Annotated in this window: 20 protein-coding genes; 13 read left to right on the top strand and 7 right to left on the bottom strand. The window is 71.9% G+C overall.

The genetic code is table 11. The features are described from left to right. Window positions 1–27: 27 nt before the first annotated feature. Genes fliN through fliF form a run of 4 tightly spaced genes read right to left on the bottom strand, consistent with a single transcriptional unit; the run spans window position 28 to window position 3691 of the window. The gene (fliN, locus tag KSF81_RS20630; protein ID WP_217381794.1) at window positions 28–327 is read right to left on the bottom strand and encodes a flagellar motor switch protein FliN; all 300 of its coding nucleotides are present in this window, start codon (window positions 325–327) and stop codon (window positions 28–30) included. A 30-nt stretch (window positions 328–357) separates the two neighbouring features. After that, complete coding sequence (locus KSF81_RS20625; protein ID WP_217380551.1) at window positions 358–1041, bottom strand: hypothetical protein; 684 nt, start codon at window positions 1039–1041, stop codon at window positions 358–360. Continuing rightward, window positions 1038–2039 carry a flagellar motor switch protein FliG gene (gene fliG / locus KSF81_RS20620; protein WP_217380550.1) on the bottom strand — a complete coding sequence of 334 codons (1002 nt, stop codon included), beginning with the start codon at window positions 2037–2039 and terminating at the stop codon, window positions 1038–1040. The genes KSF81_RS20625 and fliG overlap by 4 nt, the downstream gene beginning before the upstream one ends. Beyond that, the gene (gene fliF, locus KSF81_RS20615; RefSeq protein ID WP_254453659.1) at window positions 2039–3691 is read right to left on the bottom strand and encodes a flagellar basal-body MS-ring/collar protein FliF; all 1653 of its coding nucleotides are present in this window, start codon (window positions 3689–3691) and stop codon (window positions 2039–2041) included. The genes fliG and fliF overlap by 1 nt, the downstream gene beginning before the upstream one ends. Window positions 3692–4026: 335 nt before the next feature. Here fliF and KSF81_RS20610 point away from each other — a divergent pair, with 335 nt between their 5' ends. The 4 genes from KSF81_RS20610 (at window position 4027) to KSF81_RS20595 (ending at window position 6909) form a co-directional block, all read left to right on the top strand. Further along, window positions 4027–4959, top strand: coding sequence for a ribose-phosphate pyrophosphokinase (locus KSF81_RS20610; RefSeq protein ID WP_217380549.1), 933 nt, complete (start codon window positions 4027–4029; stop codon window positions 4957–4959). 246 nt (window positions 4960–5205) lie between these two features. Beyond that, a complete protein-coding gene (locus KSF81_RS30215) occupies window positions 5206–5673 on the top strand; it encodes a glutathione binding-like protein (protein ID WP_309139640.1) in 468 nt (155 codons plus the stop codon). A 25-nt stretch (window positions 5674–5698) separates the two neighbouring features. Next, complete coding sequence (locus KSF81_RS20600) at window positions 5699–6322, top strand: glutathione S-transferase family protein (RefSeq protein ID WP_217380548.1); 624 nt, start codon at window positions 5699–5701, stop codon at window positions 6320–6322. Further along, a complete protein-coding gene (locus KSF81_RS20595; RefSeq protein ID WP_217380547.1) occupies window positions 6319–6909 on the top strand; it encodes a histidine phosphatase family protein in 591 nt (196 codons plus the stop codon). The genes KSF81_RS20600 and KSF81_RS20595 overlap by 4 nt, the downstream gene beginning before the upstream one ends. On the opposite strand, the gene KSF81_RS20590 is transcribed toward KSF81_RS20595, so the two are convergent. From KSF81_RS20590 to KSF81_RS20580, 3 genes are all read right to left on the bottom strand, one after another. Beyond that, window positions 6875–9226, bottom strand: coding sequence for a DUF2339 domain-containing protein (locus KSF81_RS20590; protein WP_217380546.1), 2352 nt, complete (start codon window positions 9224–9226; stop codon window positions 6875–6877). The genes KSF81_RS20595 and KSF81_RS20590 overlap by 35 nt on opposite strands. Before the next feature lie 385 nt (window positions 9227–9611). Continuing rightward, window positions 9612–11735 carry a hydantoinase/oxoprolinase family protein gene (locus KSF81_RS20585; protein ID WP_217380545.1) on the bottom strand — a complete coding sequence of 708 codons (2124 nt, stop codon included), beginning with the start codon at window positions 11733–11735 and terminating at the stop codon, window positions 9612–9614. After that, the gene (locus KSF81_RS20580; RefSeq protein ID WP_309139639.1) at window positions 11735–13360 is read right to left on the bottom strand and encodes a hydantoinase B/oxoprolinase family protein; all 1626 of its coding nucleotides are present in this window, start codon (window positions 13358–13360) and stop codon (window positions 11735–11737) included. The genes KSF81_RS20585 and KSF81_RS20580 overlap by 1 nt, the downstream gene beginning before the upstream one ends. 187 nt (window positions 13361–13547) lie before the next feature. Between KSF81_RS20580 and KSF81_RS20575 the strand changes: the two genes are divergently transcribed. From KSF81_RS20575 to KSF81_RS20535, 9 genes are all read left to right on the top strand, one after another. Next, window positions 13548–15134 carry a glycosyltransferase family 39 protein gene (locus KSF81_RS20575; RefSeq protein WP_217380543.1) on the top strand — a complete coding sequence of 529 codons (1587 nt, stop codon included), beginning with the start codon at window positions 13548–13550 and terminating at the stop codon, window positions 15132–15134. A gap of 312 nt (window positions 15135–15446) precedes the next feature. Then, on the top strand, window positions 15447–17210 hold the full coding sequence (locus tag KSF81_RS20570) for a glycosyltransferase family 39 protein (protein ID WP_217380542.1): 1764 nt from the start codon (window positions 15447–15449) through the stop codon (window positions 17208–17210). A 181-nt stretch (window positions 17211–17391) separates the two neighbouring features. After that, entirely contained in the window at window positions 17392–18321 is a 930-nt protein-coding gene (locus KSF81_RS20565) for an SMP-30/gluconolactonase/LRE family protein (protein WP_217380541.1), read from the top strand. A 62-nt stretch (window positions 18322–18383) separates the two neighbouring features. Next, window positions 18384–19517 carry an ABC transporter substrate-binding protein gene (locus KSF81_RS20560; protein WP_217380540.1) on the top strand — a complete coding sequence of 378 codons (1134 nt, stop codon included), beginning with the start codon at window positions 18384–18386 and terminating at the stop codon, window positions 19515–19517. Window positions 19518–19539: 22 nt separating this feature from the next. Further along, on the top strand, window positions 19540–20409 hold the full coding sequence (locus tag KSF81_RS20555) for a branched-chain amino acid ABC transporter permease (RefSeq protein ID WP_217380539.1): 870 nt from the start codon (window positions 19540–19542) through the stop codon (window positions 20407–20409). Next, window positions 20406–21281: a branched-chain amino acid ABC transporter permease gene (locus KSF81_RS20550; RefSeq protein WP_217380538.1), complete on the top strand. Its 876-nt coding sequence runs from the start codon at window positions 20406–20408 to the stop codon at window positions 21279–21281. The genes KSF81_RS20555 and KSF81_RS20550 overlap by 4 nt, the downstream gene beginning before the upstream one ends. After that, window positions 21278–22045 carry an ATP-binding cassette domain-containing protein gene (locus KSF81_RS20545; RefSeq protein WP_309139638.1) on the top strand — a complete coding sequence of 256 codons (768 nt, stop codon included), beginning with the start codon at window positions 21278–21280 and terminating at the stop codon, window positions 22043–22045. Before KSF81_RS20550 ends, KSF81_RS20545 begins: the two co-directional genes overlap by 4 nt. Continuing rightward, the gene (locus tag KSF81_RS20540; RefSeq protein WP_309139637.1) at window positions 22042–22806 is read left to right on the top strand and encodes an ABC transporter ATP-binding protein; all 765 of its coding nucleotides are present in this window, start codon (window positions 22042–22044) and stop codon (window positions 22804–22806) included. The genes KSF81_RS20545 and KSF81_RS20540 overlap by 4 nt, the downstream gene beginning before the upstream one ends. Window positions 22807–22808: 2 nt before the next feature. Continuing rightward, the gene (locus KSF81_RS20535; protein ID WP_217380537.1) at window positions 22809–23585 is read left to right on the top strand and encodes a fumarylacetoacetate hydrolase family protein; all 777 of its coding nucleotides are present in this window, start codon (window positions 22809–22811) and stop codon (window positions 23583–23585) included. Window position 23586: the final 1 nt, after the last annotated feature.

The following is a 23586-nucleotide window of genomic DNA, read 5'->3' as shown; positions in this document are numbered from 1 at the left end:
GCAGAACCCTTCCCACCGGCCGCTGCATCAACCCAGCCGCTCGGCCTTGACGATCTCGGTCATGGTCACGCCCAGCCGGTTGTCGTCCACCATCACCACCTCGCCTCGGGCCACCAGGCGGTTGTTGACATAGATGTCCACCGCCTCGCCCAGCTTGCGGTCGAGTTCCACCACCGCGCCGCGGCCGAGCTTCAAAAGCTGCGACACCTGCATGGTGGCGCGGCCGAGCACGGCGCTGACCTGCACCGGGATGTCGTAGACCGCCTCCAGCTCGCGCGCCGTCGGGCCCATCTGGGGTCGCGCGGTCGCGGCCTCGGTTGCTGTCATCGCCTCGAAGCTTCCGGGTTCGGCCATGCTTCATGCCTCCTGCAATCCAAGCGCGGTGAGCACCTCGGCCACCGCGCCACGCCGTTCCGCCAGCGACAGCACCGCGCCGCCGCCCTGCCAGGAGGCGCGCGCATCGCCAGGGGCGAGCGCCGCATCCTCCCGCACCTCGATCCGCGCATCGCCGATGCGTGCCGCCGACGCCGCACCGCAGCCCTCCGCCACGGTGAGCGTCACCGAAACCGCCTCCTCCAGCAGCGGCCGCAGCGCCGTGGCGAGGCTGGCGGCGGCTTCCGGTGCCAGTCGCGCCGCGGCTTCCGGCAGCGCGGCATCGAGCGCCGCCAGCAGCAGCCCGGCGAGCGCGGCGGCGGCGGCCTCGGCGGTCTCGGTGGCGGCTGCCGCGGCCCCATCCAGCGCCGCCGCGATCGCGGCCAGCGCCGCCGTCTCGGCCGCATGCCGCTCCGCCGCCGCCTGCCGCCGCCCCGCCGCCTCGCCGGCGGCGAAGCCCTCGGCCCGCGCCGCCGCCAGCCGGGCCTGCACCGCCGCCTCCGCGGTGGCCGCGAGGTCGATCTCCGGCACCGGCGGCGGTGGCGGCGCGTCGAAATCCGGCACCGCCAGGGCGCCCCGGGCACCAGCACCCCGCGGCATGGGCCGGAAGGCGAAGCCCTCTGCGGCGAGCATCGGCTCGAAGCCTGCGCCGGTGGCCGGGGGACTCACGAGAGCATCTCCTCCTCGCGGCCGTCCTGCAGCATGAGCTGGCCCTGCGCCGCCATATCCTTGGCCAATGCCACGATGGCGGCCTGCGCCTCATCGACATCGCGCAGCCGGACCGGGCCGAGGCCGGCGATGTCGTCGCGCAGCAGCTTGGCGGCGCGTTCCGTCAGGTTCTTCATGAACAGCTCGCGCAGCCCCTCCGAGGCGCCCTTCAGCGCCAGAGCCAGCTTGTCCTTCTCCACCGCGCGCAGCAGGGTCTGCAGCCCGGCCCCATCCACCCGGCTCAGATCCTCGAAGGTGAACATCAGGCCGCGGATGCGTTCCGCCGCATCGCGGTTGCGTTCCTCCAGCGCCGACAGGATGCGGCCCTCCGCCTGGCGGTCGAGGTTGTTGAAGATCTCGGCCATGATCTCATGCGCGTCGCGCCGCTGGGCGCGCGCCAGGTTCGACATGAACTCGGCCTTGAGGGTGCGCTCGACCCCCTCCAGCGCCTCCTTCTGGATGGTTTCCATGCGCAGCATGCGCATCACCACCTCCATCGCGAAGCCCTCGGGCAGCAGGGAGAGGACGCGGGCGGCGTGGTCGGGCCGCACCTTGGTGAGCACCACGGCGACGGTCTGCGGGTATTCGTTCTTGAGGTAGTTCGCCAGCACCGCCTCGTTCACATTGCCCAGCTTGTCCCACATGGTCCGGCCGGCGGGGCCGCGGATCTCCTCCATGATCTGCGAGACGCGGTCGCGCGGCAGGGTCTTCAGCAGCAGCCGCTCGGTGCTTTCGAAGGTGCCGACCAGGTTGCCGGCCTGGCCGAGCTCGTCGCCGAATTCCTGGCACAGCTCCTCGATCACCGGTGCCGGGATGGTGCCGAGCGAGGACATGGCGATGGAGAGGTCGCGGATCTCGTCCTCGTGCATGCGGGCAAAGAGCGCGGCGGCATGCCCGTCGCCCAGCGCCAGGATCACCGCGGCCGCCTTCTGCGGCCCTGACAGGGGGTGGGACGCCATCACGCAGCCTCCTGCGGGCTCAGCCAGCGGCGCAGCACCGCGAGTGATTCATCCGGGTGGTGTTCCACCAACTGCACCAGGGCGTTCAGCGAGGAGGCGCGCATTTGCCCCTGCACATGCGCCAGGGAAACCAGGCCATCCGGCGCGGCCAGCGCCGCCGGGTCGCCACCGCCCGGCAGCGCGGCCGCGGCTTCCCCGGCCAGTGTCCTGCCCTCGGCCCCCGCGGCGCCGGCCAGCGCCGGCTGCGGCAGCAAGGCCGCCGAGAGCCGCCCGACCACCGGCCGGCCGAGCAGCAGGATGGCGGCCAGCGCCACCAGGGCCAGCAGCGCGCTTTCCGCCAGCCGCGTCAGCATGGCCGGGGTGAGGGGCAGGCCGAGCGGGCCGGCGGGCTCGGGCGGCGCCGCGGCCTCCTCGACGAAGCGCATGGAGACCACCTCCACCTTGTCGCCGCGCCGCTCGTCGAAGCCGACGGCGCTGCGGACCAGGGCGCCGATCCGGGCCAGCTCCTCCGGCGTGCGCTCCCGCCAGGTGGGCGGGGAGCCGGGTTCCGCCACGCCATCCACCAGCACCGCGACCGAGAGGCGCTTCACCACCGGATGCTCCCGCAGCACGTTGCGGGTGGAGCGGCCTATCTCGAAATTCGTGGTCTCCTCCTGCCGGCTTTCCTGGCTGGCGCCGCCGCCACCCGGCGCCTCGCCGCCCGGCAGGTTGCTCGCCACGGTGGTGGGCTGGGGCTCGGCGCCGCGGTTCTGCTCGTTCACGCTCTGCTGGCTGCGGGGTACCTGGTTTTCCGGATCGAAACGCTCCTCGCGGGTTTCCACCCGGTCGAAATCCATCTCGACCGTCGCCTCGGCCCGGACCCGGCCGGGGCCCAAGGTGCGCTCCAGCAATTCCTCGACCGCGCGGGCCAGGCGGAGCTGCTGCGCCCGCCGCATCTCCTCCTGCGACAGGGCGATGCCCTGGGCCGCGGCCGGCCCGGCCAGCGCCTGGCCGCCCCGCGCCAGCAGCTCGCCCCGGCTGTCCACGATGGAGATGCTTTGCGGGCGGAGGCCGGGCACCGCCGTCGCCACCAGGTGCAGCACCGCCTGCACCCCCTCCCGGTCCAGCCGCTGCGCCCCCTGCATGGCCAGCACGACGCTGGCCTGCGCCTCGGCCCGCTCCCGCGAGAAGGCTTCCCGCCGCGGCAGCACCAGATGCACCCGGGCGCTGCGGACCCCGGCCAGGCCGCGGATGGTGCGGGATAGCTCCCCCTCCAGCGCCCGCAGCCGGTTCAGGTCCTGCTGGAAGGGGGTGGTGGTCAGGGATTCGCCGCGATCGAAGATTTCCCAGCCGATGCCGCCGCCGGCCGGCAGGCCCTCCCGCGCCAGCATCAGCCGGAGCCGCGGCACCTGGTCCACCGGCGCCAGGACCTGGGTGCCACCGGCGGAGAGCCGATAGGGCACGCGGCTCCGCTCCAGCGCCGCCACCACCGCGGCCGCATCGCGGGATTCAAGGTCGCCATAGAGCGGCGCCATGGGGGTCTCCCCGGCCCGCAGCGCCAACACCGCCAAGAGCCCGAGCAGGGCGAGGCCGGTGCCGGCCAGGGCCAGCAGCCGCTTCGGGCCGAGCGCCTTGAGCCCGGCGATCATGCCGCCCATGGAACTGCCTGCCATGGGGCCAAATGCTGGTGCCGCAAGCGCGCCTGCATGTCGCATCCCTTCCGCCGGTCTGCCGTCGGTGCGGCAAGAATTGCCGCATGGGGCTTTCGAAGTGGTTAAGGCCGGTCCGGTCATTCCGGGTCAGGCGCTAATCCCCGCGAGGGCAGGGAAGCGGCGGCGGGGCCGGCCCGCGCGGCGCTGCCATGCCGTGAATGCAACCCGGCCACGATTTACACGGTTACGTCACCTTGATAGGACGCCCGCCAGGGGCGCGGCGGTATCCCGCCGCCCGCGGCTGGGGTAGTGGACGCCCACCGCCGCGGGATGCGCCAAGAGAGGTCGGGCCTGGGATGAAGATCGTTGCCTGCAACAGCAACCGCCCGTTGGCAGAGGCCGTGGCGGCCTCGCTCGGCCTGCCGCTCACCAGCGCCTCCATCCGTCGCTTCGCCGACATGGAGGTCTTCGTCGAGATTCACGAGAATATCCGCGGCGAGGACGTCTTCGTCGTCCAGTCCACCAGCTACCCGGCCAATGACAACCTGATGGAACTGCTGATCACGCTGGACGCGCTGCGGCGGAGCAGCGCCCGGCGGGTGACGGCGGTGATCCCCTATTTCGGCTATGCCAGGCAGGACCGGAAATCCGGCCCCCGCACCCCGATCAGCGCCAAGCTGGTGGCCAACCTCATCACCGCCGCCGGCGCCAACCGGGTGCTGACCATGGACCTGCATGCCGCGCAGATCCAGGGCTTCTTCGACATCCCGGTGGACAACCTCTTTGCCGCCCCGCTGTTTTCCCGCGACATCCGGGACCGCTACCAGGGCCGCGACCTGATGGTGGTCTCGCCCGATGTTGGCGGCGTGGTCCGGGCGCGGGCGATCGCGGCGCGGCTCAACACCGACCTCGCCATCATCGACAAGCGCCGGGAGCGCGCCGGCGTCTCGGAAGTGATGAACGTGATCGGCGATGTCGCCGACCGCCACTGCATCCTGATCGACGATATCGTCGATTCCGGCGGCACGCTGTGCAATGCCGCCGGGGCGCTCATCAGGAACGGCGCCGCCGGGGTCAGCGTCTATGTGACGCATGGCGTCTTCTCGGGCGGCGCGGTGGCCCGGGTCGGCGCCTCGCCGATCGAGAACATGACGGTGACGGACAGCATCCTGGCCACCGAGGCGGTGCGGGTTTCCGGCAATATCCGCCAGGTGACGATCGCCCCGCTGCTGGCCGAGGCGATGCGGCGAATCAGCGAGGAAAGCTCGGTTTCCTCGCTGTTCAATTAGGTCGGACGGAAGCGGCGGGGGCGGGATTCCCCCCTTGCCGGCCCCGCCCGGCTGCCCGACCCTGCGGCCCGCGCATATCCCGGAGGACGTCCACCATGAAGCTCTACTACGCGCCCGGCGCCTGCTCGATCGGCATCCATGTCCTGCTGGAGGAGATCGGCAAGCCCTATGAGCCGGTGCTGCTGAACATCCGGGAGGGGGGCGCAGTTCAAGCCGGAATTCACCGGCCTCAACCCGAAATCCAAGGTGCCGACGCTGGTGCGCGACAACGGGGCGGTGCTGACCGAATACCCCGCCATCGCCCTCTATCTGGCCACCAGCAACCCCGAGGCCAGGCTGCTGCCGCAGGGGCCGGACCGGTTGGCGGAGGCGCTGGAGGTCACGGACTACTGCGTCGCCACGCTGCACATGCAGGGCTTCTCCCGCATCTTCCGCCCGGCCAATTACGCACCGAGCGAAGCCGACCATCCGGCGGTGAAGGCGAAGGGTGAGGAGATCTTCTCCAAGGGGCTCGGCGTGGTGGACCGGGCGCTGGCCGGCAAGGACTACGTCGCCGGCGACTACAGCTTCGCCGACAGCGCGCTGTTCTACGTCTCCTTCTGGTGGAACGGGCGGCTGAAGAAGGACCTGCCGGCCAATGTCGCGGCGCATTACGCACGCATGAATGCGCGGCCGGCGGTGCAGCGCGTGCTCAGGGACGAAGGCCTGGCCTGAGGCGGCGACGAGGAGGAATACGGCAATGAAGCTTCATTACTCGCCGGGCGCCTGCTCGGTCGGCATCCATGTGGTGCTGGAGGAGATCGGCAAGCCCTATGAGCTCGCGCCGGTGGCGCTGAAGGACGGGGCGCAGCACAAGCCCGAATACATGGCGATCAACCCGAAATCCAAGGTGCCGGCGCTGCAGCGGGAGGATGGCTCCGTGCTGACGGAATGGCCGGTCATCGCCACTTGGCTGGCGAAGGCGAATCCGCAGGCGAAGCTGATGCCGACGGACCCCGAAGGCGAGATCCGCTGCCTGGAAATGATGGACTACGTCTGCGGCACCATCCACCCGCAGGGCTTCACCCGGCAATTCCGCGCCGCCAATTTCACTCCGACCGAGGCCGACCTGCCCAAGGTGGTGGAACAGGGCAAGGCGCTGGCGGCAAAATATTTCGACACGCTGGAGAAGACCTGGAAGGGCGGTACCTGGGTGCTCCCTTCGGGCTATTCGGTGGCGGATGCGGCGCTGTTCTTCGTCGAATACTGGGCGACGCGGCGTTCCGGCATGACCCTGCCGCCGAAGCTCGACGCGCATCTGCAGGCGATGCTGGCGCGGCCGGCGGTGCAGCGCACCCTGCAGCAGGAAGGGCTGGCGGCTTGAAACCGCCGGCCCGCCTCAACCCGGTTGCCTTCTGGTTCCTCCGCCATGGCGAGACGGATTGGAATGCCCAGGGGCTGTCCCAGGGCAATACCGACATCCCGCTGAACGCGGTGGGCCTGCTCCAGGCCCGCCGCGCGGCGCGGACGCTGGTGGGCATGAGGATCGCGACCATCATCGCCTCGCCCCTCTCGCGCGCCCGGGTGACGGCGGAGATCGCGGCGGAGGCCCTGGCGCTGCCGGTGGGTTTCGATCCCGACCTGCGCGAGGTGGGGTTCGGCGAGCAGGAAGGCCAGCCGATGGGCGACTGGTACGACGACTGGATCGCCGGCACCTACACGCCGAAGGACGCCGAGCCCTTCGCCGTGCTGCTGGCCCGCGCCGTGGCCGCCATCAACCGCGCCACCGCGCTGCCGGCGCCGGTGCTGGTGGTGGCGCATGGCGCGCTGTTCCGCGCGCTGCGCCTGGCCTTCGGCCACGAGCCCAATGTCCGCACGCCGAATGCCCTGCCGATCCGCTGCGAGCCGCCGGCGGATGGCGGCCGGGTCTGGACCGTCACGCCTGCGGCGCTGGCGCCGGAGGAAGTGTAGCCGGCGCCACCACGAAGCGCCGGTAGACCCAGCCCAGCGCGATCAGGGCGAGGCCGAGGCCAAGGAAGCTCAGCACCCGCCACAGCCCCTGCAATTCCGCCATATCCACCAGGAAGGCCTTGAGGATTGTCAGCCCCAGCATCGCCAGCGCCGCCAGCCGCAGCGCCGGGATGCCGTTGCGGATGCCGAGCGCCAGCAGGAAGGCGCCGAAGCCGAGCCAGGCGCCGCTATAGGCATAGAGTTCCGCCGCCCCGACCGGCTCCAGGTCGAGGGACATGTCGAGCGGATGGAATTCGTGCCGCACCTCCAGCGTCACCCAGGCAAAGCCGGCGGCCAGCGCATAAAGGGCGAGGGCGGGCCGAAAGAGCGGCGGCCGGCCGGCCTCCGGTGACTGCGCCGCGGCGGCCGCCAGGGCGGCGGGCAGGGCATAGGCCAGCAGCAACTCGTTCAGCACTGGCGTCGTGAGCAGGGCCACCCCGGTCTCGAAGGCCGGATTCGCTAGCAGCAGCACCAGGCCGAGGCCGAGCGCCGCCAGTTGCTGCAACCGCCAGCCCCAATCCAGCACCACTCGGCCGAGCCGCCGGTTCAGCAACCGCACCAGCGCCGCCAGCAGCGAGAGGGCGCAAAGCTGCAATGCGGCCTCGGGGAAGCCCCATTCCTCGCCGGCGAGGTCGCCACTGGTCATGGCGTGCCGCGCTTCCAGCAGCAGCAGCGCGGTGAGGAAGGCCAGCGCCCCGGCCTCCAGCACCGCCACGGTGGCATCATCGGCGCGTCGGCGGAACTGGAAGGCCGCCACGGCGAAGGCGGCCGCCGGCACGCCATAGGCCAGCAGCAGCCCGTTCAGCACTGGCATGGTGCCGAAGGAATAATCCAGCACTTCCTGGTTCAGCAGCAGCCGGACCAGCACCAGCCCCGCCACGGCGGTAGCCACCCGGCGAAGCGCCGGCAGATCGGCCCGCGCCTCCACCCAGGCGAGCGGCGGCAGGAACAGCGCCACCGCCAGGGTGAGCCACTGGCTGGACAGCACCATGGCGGCGCCGAGCGCCAGCGCCGCCACCGCTCCGGCGGCATGCGCCCCGGCCCGCTGCTGCGCGCCCGCCCGCTGCGCCGCCGTGGCCGCCGCCACCAGCACCGCCGCCAGCGCCACGGCGGCCAATGCCCAGCGGATATCCGGCGCGAAGCCCCGCACCCGCGCATAGGCCACCAGCAGCGCCAGCACCGGCACCGCGGCCAGCAGCGCCGCCCAGCGCAGCGGATGCGGCGCCCGGCATTCCTGCCACCATCCCGCCAGCCCATGCATCGCCGCCAGCAGCAGCGCGGCGCCGAGGAAGGGCTGCAAGGCTTCCGGCGGCCAGGGGCCGAGCGGCAGGATGCCCTGCACCACGCCGGCAATGCTCACCGTCTCCCCGGAGGGCAGCCAGGCGGGAATCCGCCAGGCCAGAAGCAGCAGCAGCCCGAACAGGCCGGCGAGCCAGGGCAGGCGGTCCACCCGCGGCTCCGCGATGCCCTTCCACACCGCCACCGGCGTCAGCAGCAGCAGCGCCGCGGCCGGGGAAAGGCTCTTGGTACCCGGCACCAGCAGCAGCGCCGCGCCGCCCAGCACCGCGAAGGGCACCCAGGCAAGGCGGCGGCCAAGCGCCGTCTCCAGCGCCGCCCCGGGCAGCAGTGCCAGGTGCAGCGCCGCCGCCGCCGGCACGAAGAGCGCCGGGGCCCAGAGATCGCCGTCGGAGCCGATGAACAGCCCCGCCACCACCACCCAACCCGCGGCGGCAATTGTGGCAACCCAGCCGAGCCAGACCGCCGCCACCTGCCGCACCACCGCCAGCGCGGCGGCGGTCACGATCAGCAGATAGGCAAACAGGCCGGGCAGGGAGGGATCCTCGGTCTGCACCAGTGCCGGGGTCAGATAGGCGCAGGCGATGCCAATGGCGGCGACCAGCGGCCCATGCAGCAGGGCCAGCGCCAGCCCCGCCAGCGCCGCCAGGGCGAGCAGCGCGAAGCCCAGCAAGGGCGGCACCAGCGCATAGAGCACGGCGGTGGCATAGGCGGCGCCGAACAGCACGGCCACGCCGCCCGCCGCCAGCGCGCCGGGCGCAAGGTCGGGCCAGGCATGGGCGGCCGGGGTCTCGGCTGGCATGGCCTCGGCGGCGGCATGGAGGGGCGCGCGCCGGCGCAGCCATTCCGCCGCGGCCACCAGCGCCAGGCCGAGCAGCCCAGCCAGGGCGCAGCGCGCCTCCGGGCCGAGCCAGCCCTCCTCCACCGCAGTCCGCACGAGGAAGACACCGGCCAGCAGGATGGCGCCGGCACCGAGCCACATGCCCCAGCGCAGGGTCAGCGCCTCCTCCAGCCCGGGGCGGGTCGCGGGGGGGAGGGGATGGGGCGGGTTCCGGCACGGGTTCCGGCGCGGGGCTGGCCGCCATGGGCTCCGCCTCCGCGGGGGTGGCAGGTGGCGTGGCCGGCTGCACGGCAGGGGCCGGCTCCGGCGGCGTGGCGAGGGCAATCCCGGCCTCGGCCAGCGCGAGCCGCAGTGCCGCGATCTCCCGCCTTGCCCGGCGGGCCTGGAACCAGCCTGCGACCCCGAGCCACCAGCCCAGGAAGAAGCCAAGCACCAGGAGAACTAGAAAGCCTTCCATATCGGAACGGTCTACGCCCCGGGTATCCCGGTCAACTGCAAACCCTGAGCCTCGGCCTGGTCCGCTTGCCTATCCTATCGGCACCGCCACATCGAGCCAGCCGCGCGCATCCATCCGTGCCCGGTCGCCCGGCAGCAGCAGCACCGTGGTGGTCGCGCTCTCCACCAGGGCCGGCCCGGTCAGCGCCTGGTCCGGGGCCAGCGCCCCGAACTGGAAGACCGGTGCCTCCACCACGCCTTCCTCCAGCCGGATGCGCCGATGCCCCTGCGGCGGCGCCGTGGCCCCGCCAGCCGGCAGCGGCGGCGCCATCCCCACCGGCAGCCGCCCCACCACCGCGACGCGGGCATTCACCAGCACCACCTCCTCCTCCGGCAGGGCATAGGTGAAGAGCGCCTGGTGCCGCGCGTGGAAGGCTGCGCGCAACCGCCCGGCCAGGTCCGGGCCATCCCAGTCCATGTCGTCCAGCGGCACGGCGATCTCGAAGACCTGCTCGCCATAGCGCATGTCGGCGCTACGCCGCGCCGCCACCTCGCCGCTGAACCAGACGGCCATGCGGCTGCGGCCCTCGGCTTCCAGCCCGGCGAAGATGTCGCGGATCGCCGCATCCTCCGGCAATCCGGCTGCGCCCAGCACGCTCGCTGCGCGTTCGTAGCGGAGATCGGTATGCAGCATGCCCCAGGCCGAGAGCCCGGCGGCGAAGACCGGCACCACCGCGCGGCGCAGCCCGAGTTCGCGCGCCACCGCGCTGGCATGCAGCCCGGCGGCACCGCCGAAGGCCAGCAGCGCGAAATCGCGCGGGTCGACGCCGCGCCGCACCGTCGCGACCCGCACCCCATCCGCCATGCGGGCATTCACCAGGCGATGGATGCCGGCGGCGCAATCCCCCGCCTCGAGGCCGAGCCGCGCCGCCAGCCGCGCCACCGCATCCTGCGCCGCCCCCAGGTCCAGCCGCCTGGCGCCGCCCAGGAAATTCGCCGGGTCGAGATAGCCCAGCACAAGGTTGGCATCGGTCACGGTGGGCTCCGTCCCGCCCGTGCCGTAGCAGGCCGGGCCGGGCACCGCCCCGGCGCTTTGCGGCCCCACCTGCAGGGTTCCTCCGGCGCCGAGATGCGCGATGGAGCCGCCGCCGGCGCCGAGCGTCACGATATCGAGGCTCTCCAGCGCGATGCGCTCGCCGGCCACGGTGCGGCCGCGCCCGAGCGCCGCCTCGCCCGCCGCCACCAGCGCGATATCGGTGGAGGTGCCGCCCATGTCGAAGGTGACGAGGTCCGCGCCCATCCCCTGACCCGCCAGCGCCACCGCCGCGGCCACGCCCCCGGCCGGGCCGGAGAGCGCGGTGCCGACGGCGAGCCGCGCCGCCTCCTCCACCGGCGCGACGCCGCCATGCGAGAGGATGACGAAGAGCGGCCCGGCATAGCCCGCCGCCGCCAGCCGCTCGCGCAGGCGCGCGAGATAGCGGGACACCACGGGGCCGACATAGGCATTCACCATGGCGGTGCTGAAGCGCTCGAACTCCTTGATCTGCGGCAGCACATTGGCCGAGAGCGTGACATGCACCCCGGGCAGCGCCGCCGCCACCGCCGCGGCGGCCTGGCGCTCATGCGCCGGCTCGCGCCAACTGTGCAGGAAGCCGATCGCGACGGACTCCACCTGCTCCCGCCGCAGCGCCCCGATGGCGGCGGCGAGGGAGGCCTCGTCCAGCGGCACCGCCACGCTGCCATCGGCGCGCAGCCGCTCGCGGACCGGCAGGCGGAGGTGGCGCGGCACCAGCGGCTCGGGCGCCGGCAGGCGGAGGTCGTAGCGTTCCGGCTTCAGCCCCTCGCGCATCTCGATGACGTCGCGATGGCCCTCGGTGGTCAGCAGCGCGACCCGCGCGCCCTTCCGCTCCAGCAGCGCATTGGTGGCGACCGTGGTGCCATGCACGATGCGCGTGGTCTGCTGCAGCAATTCGCCGAGCGTCAGGTGCAGGCTGGCGGCCAACTCGGCCAGGCCGGCGATGACACCCTCGCTCTGGTCCGCCGGGGTGCTGGCGGATTTGGCCAGTGTCTCGGTGCCATCCGGGGCGATGCCCACCACATCGGTGAAGGTGCCACCGACATCGATGCCGATGCGCCAGCCGGCCTGCCGCGGCAGCGGCGGATCGTCGTCCTGGCGCGGCAGCGGGTGGTCGCCATGCAGGTCGGGCGCGGGCATCAGACCAGCCCCTCCCTGGCGTCGCGCGCCCGGGCCGCCGGGTCGCGCCGCTCGGGCGGCCCCCAGCCGCCGCCGCCGCCGGAGGCCACCAGCAGCCGGTCGCCGGGCTGGATGGCGATGCCGACCTCCTTGGTCCGCAGCACCCGTTCCTCGCCATCGGCACGGCGGAGCGTGTAGCGGTGCGGCGCGCCGTCCTGGCCGCCCAGCATCCCCGCGGCGCCATGCCGCGCGCCATCGCCAGCGGTATTGGCGCGGCAGGGGCCGTCGCTCTCGATCAGCAGCGAGAGTTCGCCGCCCAGGCCGCCGCGATGGGTGCCGTCGCCGGCCGAGCCGGGCAGGAATTCATGGCGCTCGAAATGCAGCGGGAAGCGCGCCTCCGCCATCTCGACGCTGCCGAATTTGAGGCCGCCGGCGGAGTGCCATTCCCCGGCGCCGGACCAGCCATCGCCCCCCGCGCTGCCGCCGCCGCCGGGCCGGGCATGGAACAGGTGCCAGACAAAGCCGCGGCCCGGGCGCCGCGCATCCCGGCCCTGGATCGCCACCCGGAAGCGCCGGCCCCAGCCGCCCATGGCGCGGTACGGGCAGCAATGCTGGAGGGCGCGGATGATGGCCTCGACGATCTCGTTGGAGCAGTGGCTGGTGCACATCGTCACCGGCGCCCCCTCCCGCGCCCAGACCACGGTGCCCTCGCGCGCAATCACCTCCAGCGGCCGGAAGGCGCCGTCGTTCTTGGCGACATCCGGGTCGAGCAGGAAGGCGAAGGCCATCGCCACGGCGCTGCGCATGTTGGGGTAGCTGGAATTGACGAAGCCGGTGGTCTGCGGGTCGCTGGCCGAGAGGTCCACCGTGAGGCCATCGCCGCGCTTGGTGACGGTGGCGCGGATCGCGATGTCGGTGCGGTCGAAGCCGTCATCGTCGAGCAGGGCCTCGCCGGTCCAGGTGCCATCCGGCCAGGCGGCGACGATCCGCCGCGCATGCGCCTCCGAGAGGTCCAGGATGGCGGAGACGGCCGCCTCCAGCGATGCCGCGCCGTATTTCGCCAGCAGCGGGCGCAGGCGCTGCTCGCCGAGCCGGGCGGCGCCGATCATCGCCATCAGGTCGCCGCGGAAGTCGCGGGCGATGCGGGTATTGGCGGCCAGCATCCGCAGCAGGTCCTCCCTGAGCGCGCCGCCCTCGCCGAGCCGGATCGGCGGGACGCGCAGCCCCTCCTGCCAGATCTCGGTGGCGCCGGGATTATAGCCGCCATGGGTGGCGCCGCCGATATCGCTCTGATGCGCCCGCACCACGGACCAGAAGCGGAGCGACCCTTCGGCGAAGACCGGCAGGATGATGGTGAGGTCGGGCAGGTGGCTGCCGCCGTGATAGGGGTCGTTCAGCAGGAAGGTGTCGCCCTCCCGGATCTCGCCGCTGAAGGCTTCCGCCACCGCCTTGGCCGCCCATGGCATGGCGCCGACATGCACCGGGATGTGGTCCGCCTGGGCCACCAGCCGGCATTGCGCATCGCAGAGCGCAATGGAGAAGTCGCGCGACGAGTTGAGGATCTGCGAATAGGAGGTGCGCAGCATCGCCTCCCCCATCTCCTCCACGATCGCCCGCAGGCGGTTGTCGAGTACGGCGAGGGTCACGGGGTCCGGGGCGCTGCCCCGGACGCGAAGCTCGGGTATGGACATGCGGGAACGGTCGGGCCGGGTCGCCCGCCAGTCAAGCCGTGCATCCCGGACGGGGCGACGGGGTTTGTCACTCGCCGGTCCGTGATATGGGGGGTGGCGGAAACCCTGTCCCACAGCCGCCGGAGCAACCGGCGGGGAGCGCATGAGCACCACCTTGCCCCCTCCGGAGGACAGCCTCCGCGACCCGCCGCGGAATGGCCCGCATCGCCTGGCCTGGAGATTGCCGGCATCAGGGCTGCTGCTGCCGGCGCTGCTGGTTCCGGCGCTGCTGCTGGCCTCGCTGGCCTTCCGGGCGCTCGGCTTCCTGCCCGCGGTCATCGACACGGATGAGGGCCTCTACATGGTCCAGGCGCGCGAATGGCTGCGGGGCGGCTGGCCGCTGGTCGCCGTATGGGACATGCACCCGATCGGGGCACCCGCGCTGATCGCCCTGGCCATGACGGTCTTCGGAGAGAGCGTGGGCGCGGTCCGGCTGCTCGGCGCGATCTCGGTTGCGCTGGCCGCCGCGGCGCTGGTGGGCGCGGTGCGGGCGGCCGGTGTGCCGCGCAGCCTCGGGCTTGGTGCCGGCCTGATCTACATCGCCCATAGCGTCCGGCTTGGCGGGCAGGCCACCAATACGGAGATCCTGTTCGCACCCCTGACCGTCGCTGCCATCGCGCTCGGCATCCGCGCCGCGGCCCTGGCGCTGCGCGGGGGCCTGGCGCCGCGCTGGCGGGACCTGGTGGTGATGGGCCTGGCCATCGGCCTGGCCCTCGCGATCAAGCCGGTGGCGGCGCCGGAGGGGTGCCTCGCCTTCGCCCTGCTGGCCTTCCCCGCCTGGTGGCGCGGGCTGCTGCCATGGCGGCGTGGCCTGGCCATGGCCGCTGCCTATGCCGGCCTCTGCGCCCTGCCCACCCTGTTGTTCGGCCTGGCCTATCTGCTGCAAGGCGAGTTTGCGGCCTTCCTGGACGGTTCCTTCCTGGCTCCGCTCCGCTACTCGCATGACCGGCTCGGGGCGGCAGCGGCGGTGCAGCAGGTCCTGGTCACCCTCCTGACCCTGCTCTGGCCCTGCCTGCTGGCGCTGCTGGCCCTGGCCTGCTGGCTGCCCCGCGCCGGGCCGGGCGGGCTGCTGGCGCGGGTCGGGCTGCTCTGGTTCGCCGCCGGCAGCCTGGCGATCCTGGCGCCCGGCTTCTTCTTTCCGCACTACTTCCTGATCTGGCTGCCGCCGCTCTCGCTGCTTGCCGCGCTCGGCTGCTGGCGGCTGGCGCGGTTCATGCCGCCACGCCGCCGGGGTCTCGTCTTCGGATTCCTGGTCGCCGTGGTCGCGGTGGGATCCTGGCGGGCCGACGCGACGGCCCGGATCGAGCGGGGCATCGGCCTGTTCGCCCCTGATCCGGTGCGCCAGGTGGCGGCCGCCATCGCCGCGGAATTGCCGCCGGGCGAGCCCATCTTCGTCGCCAACTACCATCCCGTGGTCTATGTGCTGGCGCGGGCCGGGCTGCCGACGCGCTACGTCTTTCCCGCGCATGTGACCGGGCATTTCGGCGATGTCGCCGATATCGACATGGATGCGGAGGTGGCGCGCATCATGGCCAGCCGGCCGCGCTTCGTGGTGGTGGACCGCGGCTGGTGGCACACCATCCGCCCCGGCGCGGCCGCGATCATCACAGCAGCGCTGGAATCCGGTTACGAACTGGCCGGGACGGTGGCGGAGGAGCGCGGTCCAGTGGAACTCTGGCGTCCCCGCTAGGGTCCGCAGGTGACCTTTGGGGCGCGGGGTGGCTTGGCCGACGCCCCGCGCCGAGGCGTCGGGACGGGTGCCCAACCCTGTCGCGGCACCCGATTCCGTCAGGTCGAGCCGGTGGGGGCGCTTCCAGATGGCCCGGAACCTCTCTGCACCACACGGAAATTTCGCCTGTGATTCCGCACTGGTGCTGATACGGATCGAGGCATGCCTTGTCATGCCTTGGATGCCGACTCCGGTGGGAATGGCCCTTTCCGCCCCGATCGACTCCTGGAAACGCCGTGCCGTGATGCTCAGGGACCATGGAGGCAGCGGGCGTTGCAGCGTGGTCTCGCGGCGCCTGCCTGCGTCCTGGCGCTGGCATGGCCCGGCCCTGCTGCGGCGGCGGCGGGCATGGCCGGCGGCTCTGCCGGGCTCACCTGGACGGCCGCCGCGCTGGTCCTGATGTCGGGCATCGCCGGCCTCATCCTGCTTGGGCGGCGGGCGCCGTCCGGCCGGCTCGGCGCCGGGCTGCTGCCACGGGAGGGCGCAGGCTGGGGGGCTCGGCTGGTCCGCCGCGCAATGGCGCTGCTCCAGACCCGGCGCGGCTCCGGCGCAGTGGTGGGCGGGGCACTGTGCCTGGGGCTGCTGCTGCGGCTGCTCACGCTCGGCAGCCGGCCGCTTTGGGTGGATGAGGCGGGCAGCTGGGGCTATGGGCTGCTCGACGCGGATACGCTCATCAATGTCATGGGCCGGTTGGAGCTCACGCCGCCCGGCTACTACCTGGCGGTCGGGGCCTGGATGCAACTCGGCGGCGATGGGGTGTTCTGGCTGAGGCTGCCCTCGGCGCTGCTCGGCGCCGCGGCGATCCTGCCCTTCAGCCTGTTCCTCCGCCGCGCCTTCGGCACCGCCGCCGCCGCCTGGGGCGCGGTGCTGCTGGCCCTGGCCGGCGCGGCGGTCCACTACGCGCAGGAGGCGCGGGTCTATTCGGCGCTGCTGTTCCTGTTCGTGCTTGGCCTGATGCTGGCGGAGCGGCTGGTGGCCACCACCGGTGCGCGCCGATGGTGGCTGGCCGCCGGTCTGGCCCTGGTCACCGGTGTGATGATCCACCTGCACTTCACCAGCATATTCGCGGCGGCGACCTTCCACGTCTATGCTCTCGCCCTGCTGGCGCAGCGGCGGAGCCCGGTGGCCGCCTGGCTGCCGGTCTTCGCCTCCGGGCTTGGCGGGCTGCTGCTCGCCGCGCCCGTGCTGTGGCTGGCGCTGGCCATCGCCGGCAACACCACCGGCGCGGCCTATTGGATGCCGGTGCCAGGTCCCCAGGAGGCCTGGCTCGAATTCCGCAACGCGCTGCTGGCGCCGCAGCTTGAACGGATTGCGCTCCCCGGCGCGCTGCTGTCGCTGCTGGCGCTCGGGTCCTGCCTCTGGGTGGGGAGGCGCAACCCGCAGATACGGGCGCTGAGCGTGGCCTTCGTCTTCGCGGTGGCTGCCGTATGGGGCATCAGCCAGGTGACGCCGATCCTGATGGACCGCACCATCCTGTTCACCTTGGCGCTTTATCTGGCTGTGCTTGCGGGCGGCCTCGCTTCCTTCCGGCGACCGCTGCTGGTGGCGCTGGTGGTGGTTGCGGCGCTGGCGCCGCAGGCCAAGGGAACGCTCAACCACCTCCGTTCGACGACCTTCTACGGCGAGGCCTGGGATTCGCTCGCTGCCCAGCTCGATCGCGAGGCGCGGCCGGGCGAGGCCATCATGGCCATCGGCGCCTTCGAGGCCGTGGCGCTGGATTACCAGTTCAGGAATGGCGGAACGCTGCGGACCACGGTAGCGGTGGGCGATGCCGAGCAGGGCGTCAATACCGTTGCCATCCGCCTGATGACGGATGCCGTAGCCCTGCCGGGTTCCCTGCTGGGGCGGAAGACCCTGTGCCAGGCCGTGGGCGGTGCGCCGGCCATCTGGCTCGTCTCGCGCGAGATTGCCGCCTACCCGGAATTCTATGCCGGCGTGGAGCGGGTGCTGCGGGAGACGGGTTCCTTGCCGCTGAGCCTGGACACGCACGGCACGCTGATGCTGCAGCGCTGGTCCGCACCGACCCGCTGCGATTAGAGCGGATCACCGCAGGGCGGAACCGCCCGGAGGCGTGAATCTGCTCTACGAACACCAGGCTACAGCGGCGTGCCGAACCATCAATTCGGCACGCTGCTGTAGGGGGCGGCGGGCGCGGGCTTTGCGGCCGGGCCGGGCGCGCGCATGATCTCCCGGCATTGCCTTCGGAGGGGGAAGCGGCATGGCCGGATCGGCGGAACTGCATATCATGGCGGAGGGGCTGCGCTTCCCCGAAGGCCCAATCGCCATGCCGGATGGCGCCGTGGTGGTGGTGGAGATCGCCGAGGGCTGCCTCACCCGGGTGGCCCCGGACGGCACCCGGACCGTCATCGCGCGGCCAGGCGGCGGGCCCAACGGCATCGCGCTCGGCCCGGATGGCAGGATCTTCTGCTGCAACAATGGTGGCTTCGCCTGGCACGACCAGCCCGGGATGCTGCGCCCGCTCGGCCAGGGCCCGAATTACAGCGGCGGCCGGATCGAGGTGATCGACCCCGCCACCGGCAGCGTCGAGGTGCTCTATGACCGCTGCGGCGAGCACCGGCTGAAGGGCCCGAACGACATCGTCTTCGACCCCAATGGCGGATTCTGGTTCAGCGATCTCGGCAAGGTGCGGTCCCGCGACCGCGACCATGGCGGGGTCTATTGGGCAGCCGCCGATGGCTCGCGCATCGTCGAGGCCGCTTTCCCGGTCTTCGGCGGCGCCAATGGCATCGCCCTCTCGCCGGATGGCCGGGTGCTCTATGTGGCGGAGACCGAGACGGGGCGGCTCTGGGCCTGGGATGTGGAAGGCCCCGGCGTGCTGCGGAAGGAGCCCTGGCCGAGTTCCAATGGCGGGCGCGTGCTCTGCCAGTTCCCCGGCTATCGGCGGCTGGACAGCATCGCGGTGACGGCGGCGGGTAATATCTGCGTCGCCACGCTGGTATCGGGCGAGATCACTACCGTCTCCCCCGCCGGCGAGATCCTCCGGGTGGTGCCGATGCCGGAGCGCATGCCCACCAATATCTGTTTCGGCGGCAAGGACATGCGCACCGCCTGGATCACGCTCTCCAACACCGGCAGGCTGGCCATGATGGAATGGGACGAGCCGGGGCTTCGCCTGCCCTTCAATTAGGCCAGATTGACAGGCGTGCGGCCGGAACGGAGGCTGCCCGCCGTTACCGGGAGAAACGATCCATGACCGCCATCCGCTTCGGCCGCCGCGGCCTGCTCGGCTCGGCCCTGGCAGCCCCCTTCATCGGCCGGGCCTCGGCGCAGGGCGGCGACCCCTATGTGGTCGGCACGTTGTTCCCGCTCAGCGGGCCGAATGCGGAATATGGCGGCGTCTTCACCGCCGGCGCGCAGCTTGCCCTGGAGCATATCGAGCAGGACCGGATGCTGAAGCGCCCGGTGCGGCTGCAGGCGGAGGATACCCAGGCGCTGCCGCAGCAGGCGGTGGTCGGCATGAACAAGCTGGTGAACGTCGACCGGGCGAATTGGACGCTGGTGGGGTTCACCGCGGTTTCCAAGGCAGTGGCGCCGATCGGCGACCGGGCCAAGGTCATCATGGTGAATGGCGGCGCGGTGGGGCCGGATCTTTCGGGCCTCTCGCCCTATTTCTGGAACGTCATCCCGCTGGCGCATCTGGAGACGCGGGCGCTGCTGCCCTACCTGGTCGGGCAGCGGGGCGCCAAGCGGATCGCGCTGGTCTATGTGGACGACCCCCTGGGCGATGCCATCCTCGGCATCCTGCGGGACGAATTGCCGAAGGCGGGGGGCCAGTTGGTCGGCAGCTTCAGCGTGCCGCGCACGGCGCAGCAATTCGGGCCCGTGGCGGCGCGTGTCCGGCAGGTGCGGCCGGATGCGGTCTATATCGCCAGCTTCGGCGCGCAGCAGAGCCAGATCATCAAGGGGCTGCGCGACAACGGCGTTTCGCAACTGCTGTGCAGCTATTCCGCCATGAACCTGGATTCGGTGCGGTCCCTGCCGGAAGCGAACGGGCTGATCTTCACCGGCCAGAAGGTGGATTTCGAGGGCGGCGATGCCATCACCCGCCGCTTCGCCGCGGACTTCAGGAAGGCGAATGGCAAGGAGCCCACGATCTACAACGTGAATTACTACAACGCGACCCGGCTCTTCGGCCTGCTGGGGCAGCAGGTCGAGGCCGAGGGCGGCCAGTTGGGTGGCGACAGCCTGCGCGCCGCGCTGCTCAAGACCCGCAAATTCCCGCTGGTCGGCGGCACCGGGGAGTTCGACGATGCCGGCAACATGATGGCCGCCATCGAGGTGAACGAGTTGCGCGACGGTCGCCTGAACCGCCTGGCCGGCTGAGCGCGCTGCCTTCATGGATGCCATGCTGGTTCTCCAGCTTCTGCTGGGCGGGCTGCAGACCGGGGCGATCTATGCCCTCACCGCGGCCGGCTTCGCGCTGATCTTCGGCACCACGCGGGTCTTCCATGTGGCGCATGGCGCGACCTTCACGCTGGCCGGCTATGTCTTCGTCTTCGCCTGGAATGCCGGCTGGCATCCGGCGCTCGGCGTGCTGGCCGCGGTGGCGGTGGCGGTGCTGTTCGGCATCGGCATGGAACGCTTCGTCTACCGCCCGATCCAGCGGCATGAGGGCAGCTTCTTCACCGTCTTCGTCGCCGCCTTCGGGGTTTCCATCGTGGTGCAGAACCTGGTGGGCATGGTGGCCGGCCGCGGCTTCGCCAATGTGGACACCACGCTGAGCCGGGCGGTGGAGGTCCTGCCGGAGGTCTTCCTGGCGCAGGTCTTCTGGGTGGCGATCGGGGTGGCGGTGGTGCTCTTCGTGGCGCTGACCGCCTTCCTGTCGCGCACCCATGCCGGGGTGGCGCTGCGCGCCCTGGCGCAGAACCCGGACCTGATCCGGGCCTATGGCCTCTCCTCCTCGCGCCTCTCGGTGCTGACCTTCGCGCTCGGCTCCGCCCTGGCGGCGCCGGCGGCGATCCTGATGGCCATGACCACCGGCCTGAACGAGGCGGTGGGCAACCATGTGATGCTGCTCTCCATGGCGGCGACGATGGTCGGCGGCGTGGGCAGCCTGCGCGGCGCCGCGGTGGCGGGGGTGCTGCTGGGCGTGGCGGAATCGCTGGTGCTGCTGGTGCTGGACACGCAATGGGCGGAGGCCGCCAGCTTCCTGGTGCTGTTCGGCTTCATCCTGTTCCGGCCGACCGGGCTCTTTGGGGTGGTTGCCGCAAGATGACCGCCTATCTCGCCAGCTTGGCGACCCTGGCCGCCATCTTCGCCATCCTGGCGGTGACGCTGAATTTCATGGTCGGCTATGCCGGCATCTTCAGCGTGGCGCATGCGGTGTTCTTCGGCCTCGGCGCCTATGCCGGGGCGCAGGTGGCGCTGCATCTGGTGCCGGATGCGCTGGCGGCCTGCGCGGTGGCGGCGCTGATCGCGGGCGGGCTGTCGCTCTGCCTGGCGCTGCCGGCATTGCGCGTCAGGGGCGAGTATTTCGTCGCCGCCTCGCTGGGCTTGCAGATGATGGCGCTGACCCTGTTCAGCGAGGCGAAGGGCCTGACCGGCGGCCTCGGCGGGCTGATCGGCATTCCGCCGCCGCGCCTCTTCGGCTTCGCGGTGGGTGCGCTGCCGCTGTCCCTGGCGGCGCTGGCGCTGATCCTGCTGGCGATCGCCGCCATGGCGCGCGGCAGTTTCGGCCGCACCCTGCAATCCATCCGTGATGCCGAAAGCGCGGCCGAGGCCCTGGGCAAGAACGTGGCCGTCGCCAAGGCGCTGGCGGTGGCTTTCGCCTGTGCCGGCGCCGGCGTGGCGGGCGCGCTGTTCGCGCTGCACATGCAATTCGTCAATGTGGAGAGCTTCACCCTGGAGCAATCCGTGCTGGTGATGGCCATGGTGATCGTCGGCGGCACCGGCACGCTGCTCGGCCCCGTGGTGGGCGCGGTGCTGCTGCTGAGCCTGCCGGCCGGCCTCGCCTTCCTGCCCTTCATCCCGCCGACCGAGGTGGGGGCGGTGCAGCAGATCATCTACGGCCTGGCGATGACCCTGCTGATGATCTTCCGTCCGGCCGGTCTGGTCGGCGACCTCAGCCGCGGCAGGAGCGAGGCGTGAATCGGCCAGCAAGCATGGACCCGCCGCTGCGTTGCGAGGGGCTGGCGCGCAGCTTCGGGGGCGTGCAGGCGGTGGCCGGCGTCTCGCTGGCCCTGCCGGCGGGCCAGGTGACGGCGCTGGTCGGGCCGAACGGCGCCGGCAAGACAACGGTGTTCAACCTCATCACCGGCAATCTCCGCGCCGATGCGGGGGTGGCCCTGCTGCGCGGCCAGTCCATCCTCGGGCTGAAGCCCTGGCAGGTGGCACGGCGGGGCGTGGCGCGGTCCTTCCAGGATCTGCGGCTGTTCACCCATATGTCGGTGCGGGACAATGTGCTGGCCGCCACCGAGCGCAGCGCCTGGTTCTGGCAGCCCGGCACCGGCCGCCGGGCGCGGGAGGCGGCGGCGGAAGCAGCGCTGGAGGCGACGGGGCTGGCCACGCTGGCCACGGCCCGCGCCGTGGACCTGGCCTATGCCGAGCGGAAATTCCTCTCCATGGCCCGCATCCTGGCCGCGCAGGCGGAGATCTGGCTGCTGGATGAACCCGCCTCGGGCCTCGACCTTGCCTCGCGGCTGCGCTTCGGCCAGTTGCTGAAGGATGCGCGGGCGCGGGGCGTGGCGATCTGCCTGATCGAGCATAATCTGGACGTGGTCGCCGAACTCGCCGACCGCATCGCCTTCCTCGACCAGGGCCGCGTGCTGGCGGAGGGCGAGCCGCAGGCGATTCTGCGCGACCCGCAACTCGCCGCCATCTATTTCGGCGACCGGCCGCAGGAGGTTGCGTGACGGAAACCGTGCCGGAGGCGCGCGGCGTCATGGTCGCGCCGGAGGCGCGTGGCACTGTTGCCATCGAGGCGACCGGCCTCGTCGCCGGCTATGGCGGGCGGGAGGTGTTGCAGGACCTTTCCATCACGCTCCGGGCGGGGGAGGGGCTTTGCCTCATCGGTCATAACGGCGCCGGGAAATCCACGCTGCTGCGCGTGCTGTTCGGGCTGCACCGGCCGGCTGCCGGGCAGATCCGCGTCTTCGGCGAGGTGCTGCCGCGCCATGTCCCGGCGGCGCTGGGCGCGGCCGGCGTGGCGCTGGTGCCGGAGGGCCGCGGCGTCTTCCCCGACCTGACGGTGGAGGAGATCTTCGGCCTCGCGCTGTGGTCGGCCGGGGTGGACAAGGTCGAGGGCGCGCGGCGGGTGGAGGATGTGCTCGACCTGCTGCCGCGCATCAAGGAATTCCGCAGGCGGCGCGCCGGCACGCTTTCCGGCGGGCAGCAGCAGATGGTCTCGATCGCCCGCGCCCTGCTCACCCGGCCGCGCGCGCTGCTGCTGGACGAGCCCTCCATCGGCCTGGCCCCCAAGCTCTTCCAGGACCTGATGGAGCCGATCGCGCGGCTGCGCCAGGAACGCGGCGTGGCGATCCTGCTGGTGGAGCAGAACCTGCGGGAGGCTTTCGCCGTTTCCGACCGTGTGATCGTCATGCGGTCCGGGCGCTTCATCTTCGAGGGGACGCCCGCCGATCTTTCCGACCATACGAAGCTGATGGAGCTGTTCTAGCCATGGCGCTCTGGGTGCGGTTCGCGCGCGACGGCGCGGAGGGCTTCGGCCTGCTGGAGGGCGATTCCGTCCGCGTCCATGCCGGCGATATCTTCGCCGCGCCCGAACCGACGGGGGAAAGCCTGCCGCTGGCCGATCTGCGGTTGCTGCCGCCGGTGCGGCCGGCGCGTTTCATCGGGCTCTGGAACAATTTCCACGAGGTGGCGGCCAAGGCCGGCAATGCCATCCCGGCGGAGCCGCTGTATTTCCTGAAATCGCCCGGCAGCATCATCGGGCCGGAGGCCGCCATCCGCCCGCCCGCGGGCTATACCGGCAAGGTGATCTATGAGGGCGAGCTCGGCCTGGTGATTGGCCGGACCTGCACCAATGCCACGGAAGCGGAGGCCGGGGCGGCGATCTTCGGCCTCACCTGCGTCAATGACGTGACTGCGCTGGACCTGTTGCAGGCCGACCCTTCCTTCCCGCAATGGGCGCGGGCCAAGGGCTGCGACACATTCGGCCCGGTTGGCCCCGCCATCGCCACGGGGCTGGACTGGTCCGCGCAGCGCGTGAAGGTGGCACTGAACGGCCGCGTGCGGCAGGACTATCCGTTGAGCGACATGATCCTGCCACCCGCGCGCATCGTCAGCCTGATCTCGCGCGAGATGACCTTGCATCCCGGCGACCTGATCGCCTGCGGCACCTCGCTCGGCGCCCTGCCGATGCGGCCGGGCATGGTGGTGGAGGTCACCATCGAGGGCATCGGCACGCTCCGGAACAGCTACGCGCCCATAGCCTGAC

It is taken from the genome of Siccirubricoccus sp. G192 (genome assembly GCF_019084075.1).
Classification (GTDB): Bacteria; Pseudomonadota; Alphaproteobacteria; order Acetobacterales; family Acetobacteraceae; genus G192.
This window is presented reverse-complemented; position numbering and strand designations above follow the sequence as displayed.

Excerpts from the sequence above, each read along its gene's own strand:
- fliG (WP_217380550.1), bottom strand. The coding sequence starts at position 2,039 with ATGGCGTCCCACCCCCTGTCAGGGCCGCAGAAGGCGGCCGCGGTGATC.
- fliF (WP_254453659.1), bottom strand. The coding sequence starts at position 3,691 with ATGGCAGGCAGTTCCATGGGCGGCATGATCGCCGGGCTCAAGGCGCTC.
- KSF81_RS20585 (WP_217380545.1), bottom strand. The coding sequence starts at position 11,735 with ATGCCCGCGCCCGACCTGCATGGCGACCACCCGCTGCCGCGCCAGGAC.
- KSF81_RS20555 (WP_217380539.1), top strand. The coding sequence starts at position 19,540 with ATGCTGGTTCTCCAGCTTCTGCTGGGCGGGCTGCAGACCGGGGCGATC.
- KSF81_RS20550 (WP_217380538.1), top strand. The coding sequence starts at position 20,406 with ATGACCGCCTATCTCGCCAGCTTGGCGACCCTGGCCGCCATCTTCGCC.
- KSF81_RS20575 (WP_217380543.1), top strand. The coding sequence starts at position 13,548 with ATGAGCACCACCTTGCCCCCTCCGGAGGACAGCCTCCGCGACCCGCCG.
- KSF81_RS20590 (WP_217380546.1), bottom strand. The coding sequence starts at position 9,226 with ATGTGGCTCGGTGCCGGCGCCATCCTGCTGGCCGGTGTCTTCCTCGTG.
- KSF81_RS20535 (WP_217380537.1), top strand. The coding sequence starts at position 22,809 with ATGGCGCTCTGGGTGCGGTTCGCGCGCGACGGCGCGGAGGGCTTCGGC.
- KSF81_RS20565 (WP_217380541.1), top strand. The coding sequence starts at position 17,392 with ATGGCCGGATCGGCGGAACTGCATATCATGGCGGAGGGGCTGCGCTTC.
- KSF81_RS20610 (WP_217380549.1), top strand. The coding sequence starts at position 4,027 with ATGAAGATCGTTGCCTGCAACAGCAACCGCCCGTTGGCAGAGGCCGTG.
- KSF81_RS20600 (WP_217380548.1), top strand. The coding sequence starts at position 5,699 with ATGAAGCTTCATTACTCGCCGGGCGCCTGCTCGGTCGGCATCCATGTG.
- fliN (WP_217381794.1), bottom strand. The coding sequence starts at position 327 with ATGACAGCAACCGAGGCCGCGACCGCGCGACCCCAGATGGGCCCGACG.
- KSF81_RS20560 (WP_217380540.1), top strand. The coding sequence starts at position 18,384 with ATGACCGCCATCCGCTTCGGCCGCCGCGGCCTGCTCGGCTCGGCCCTG.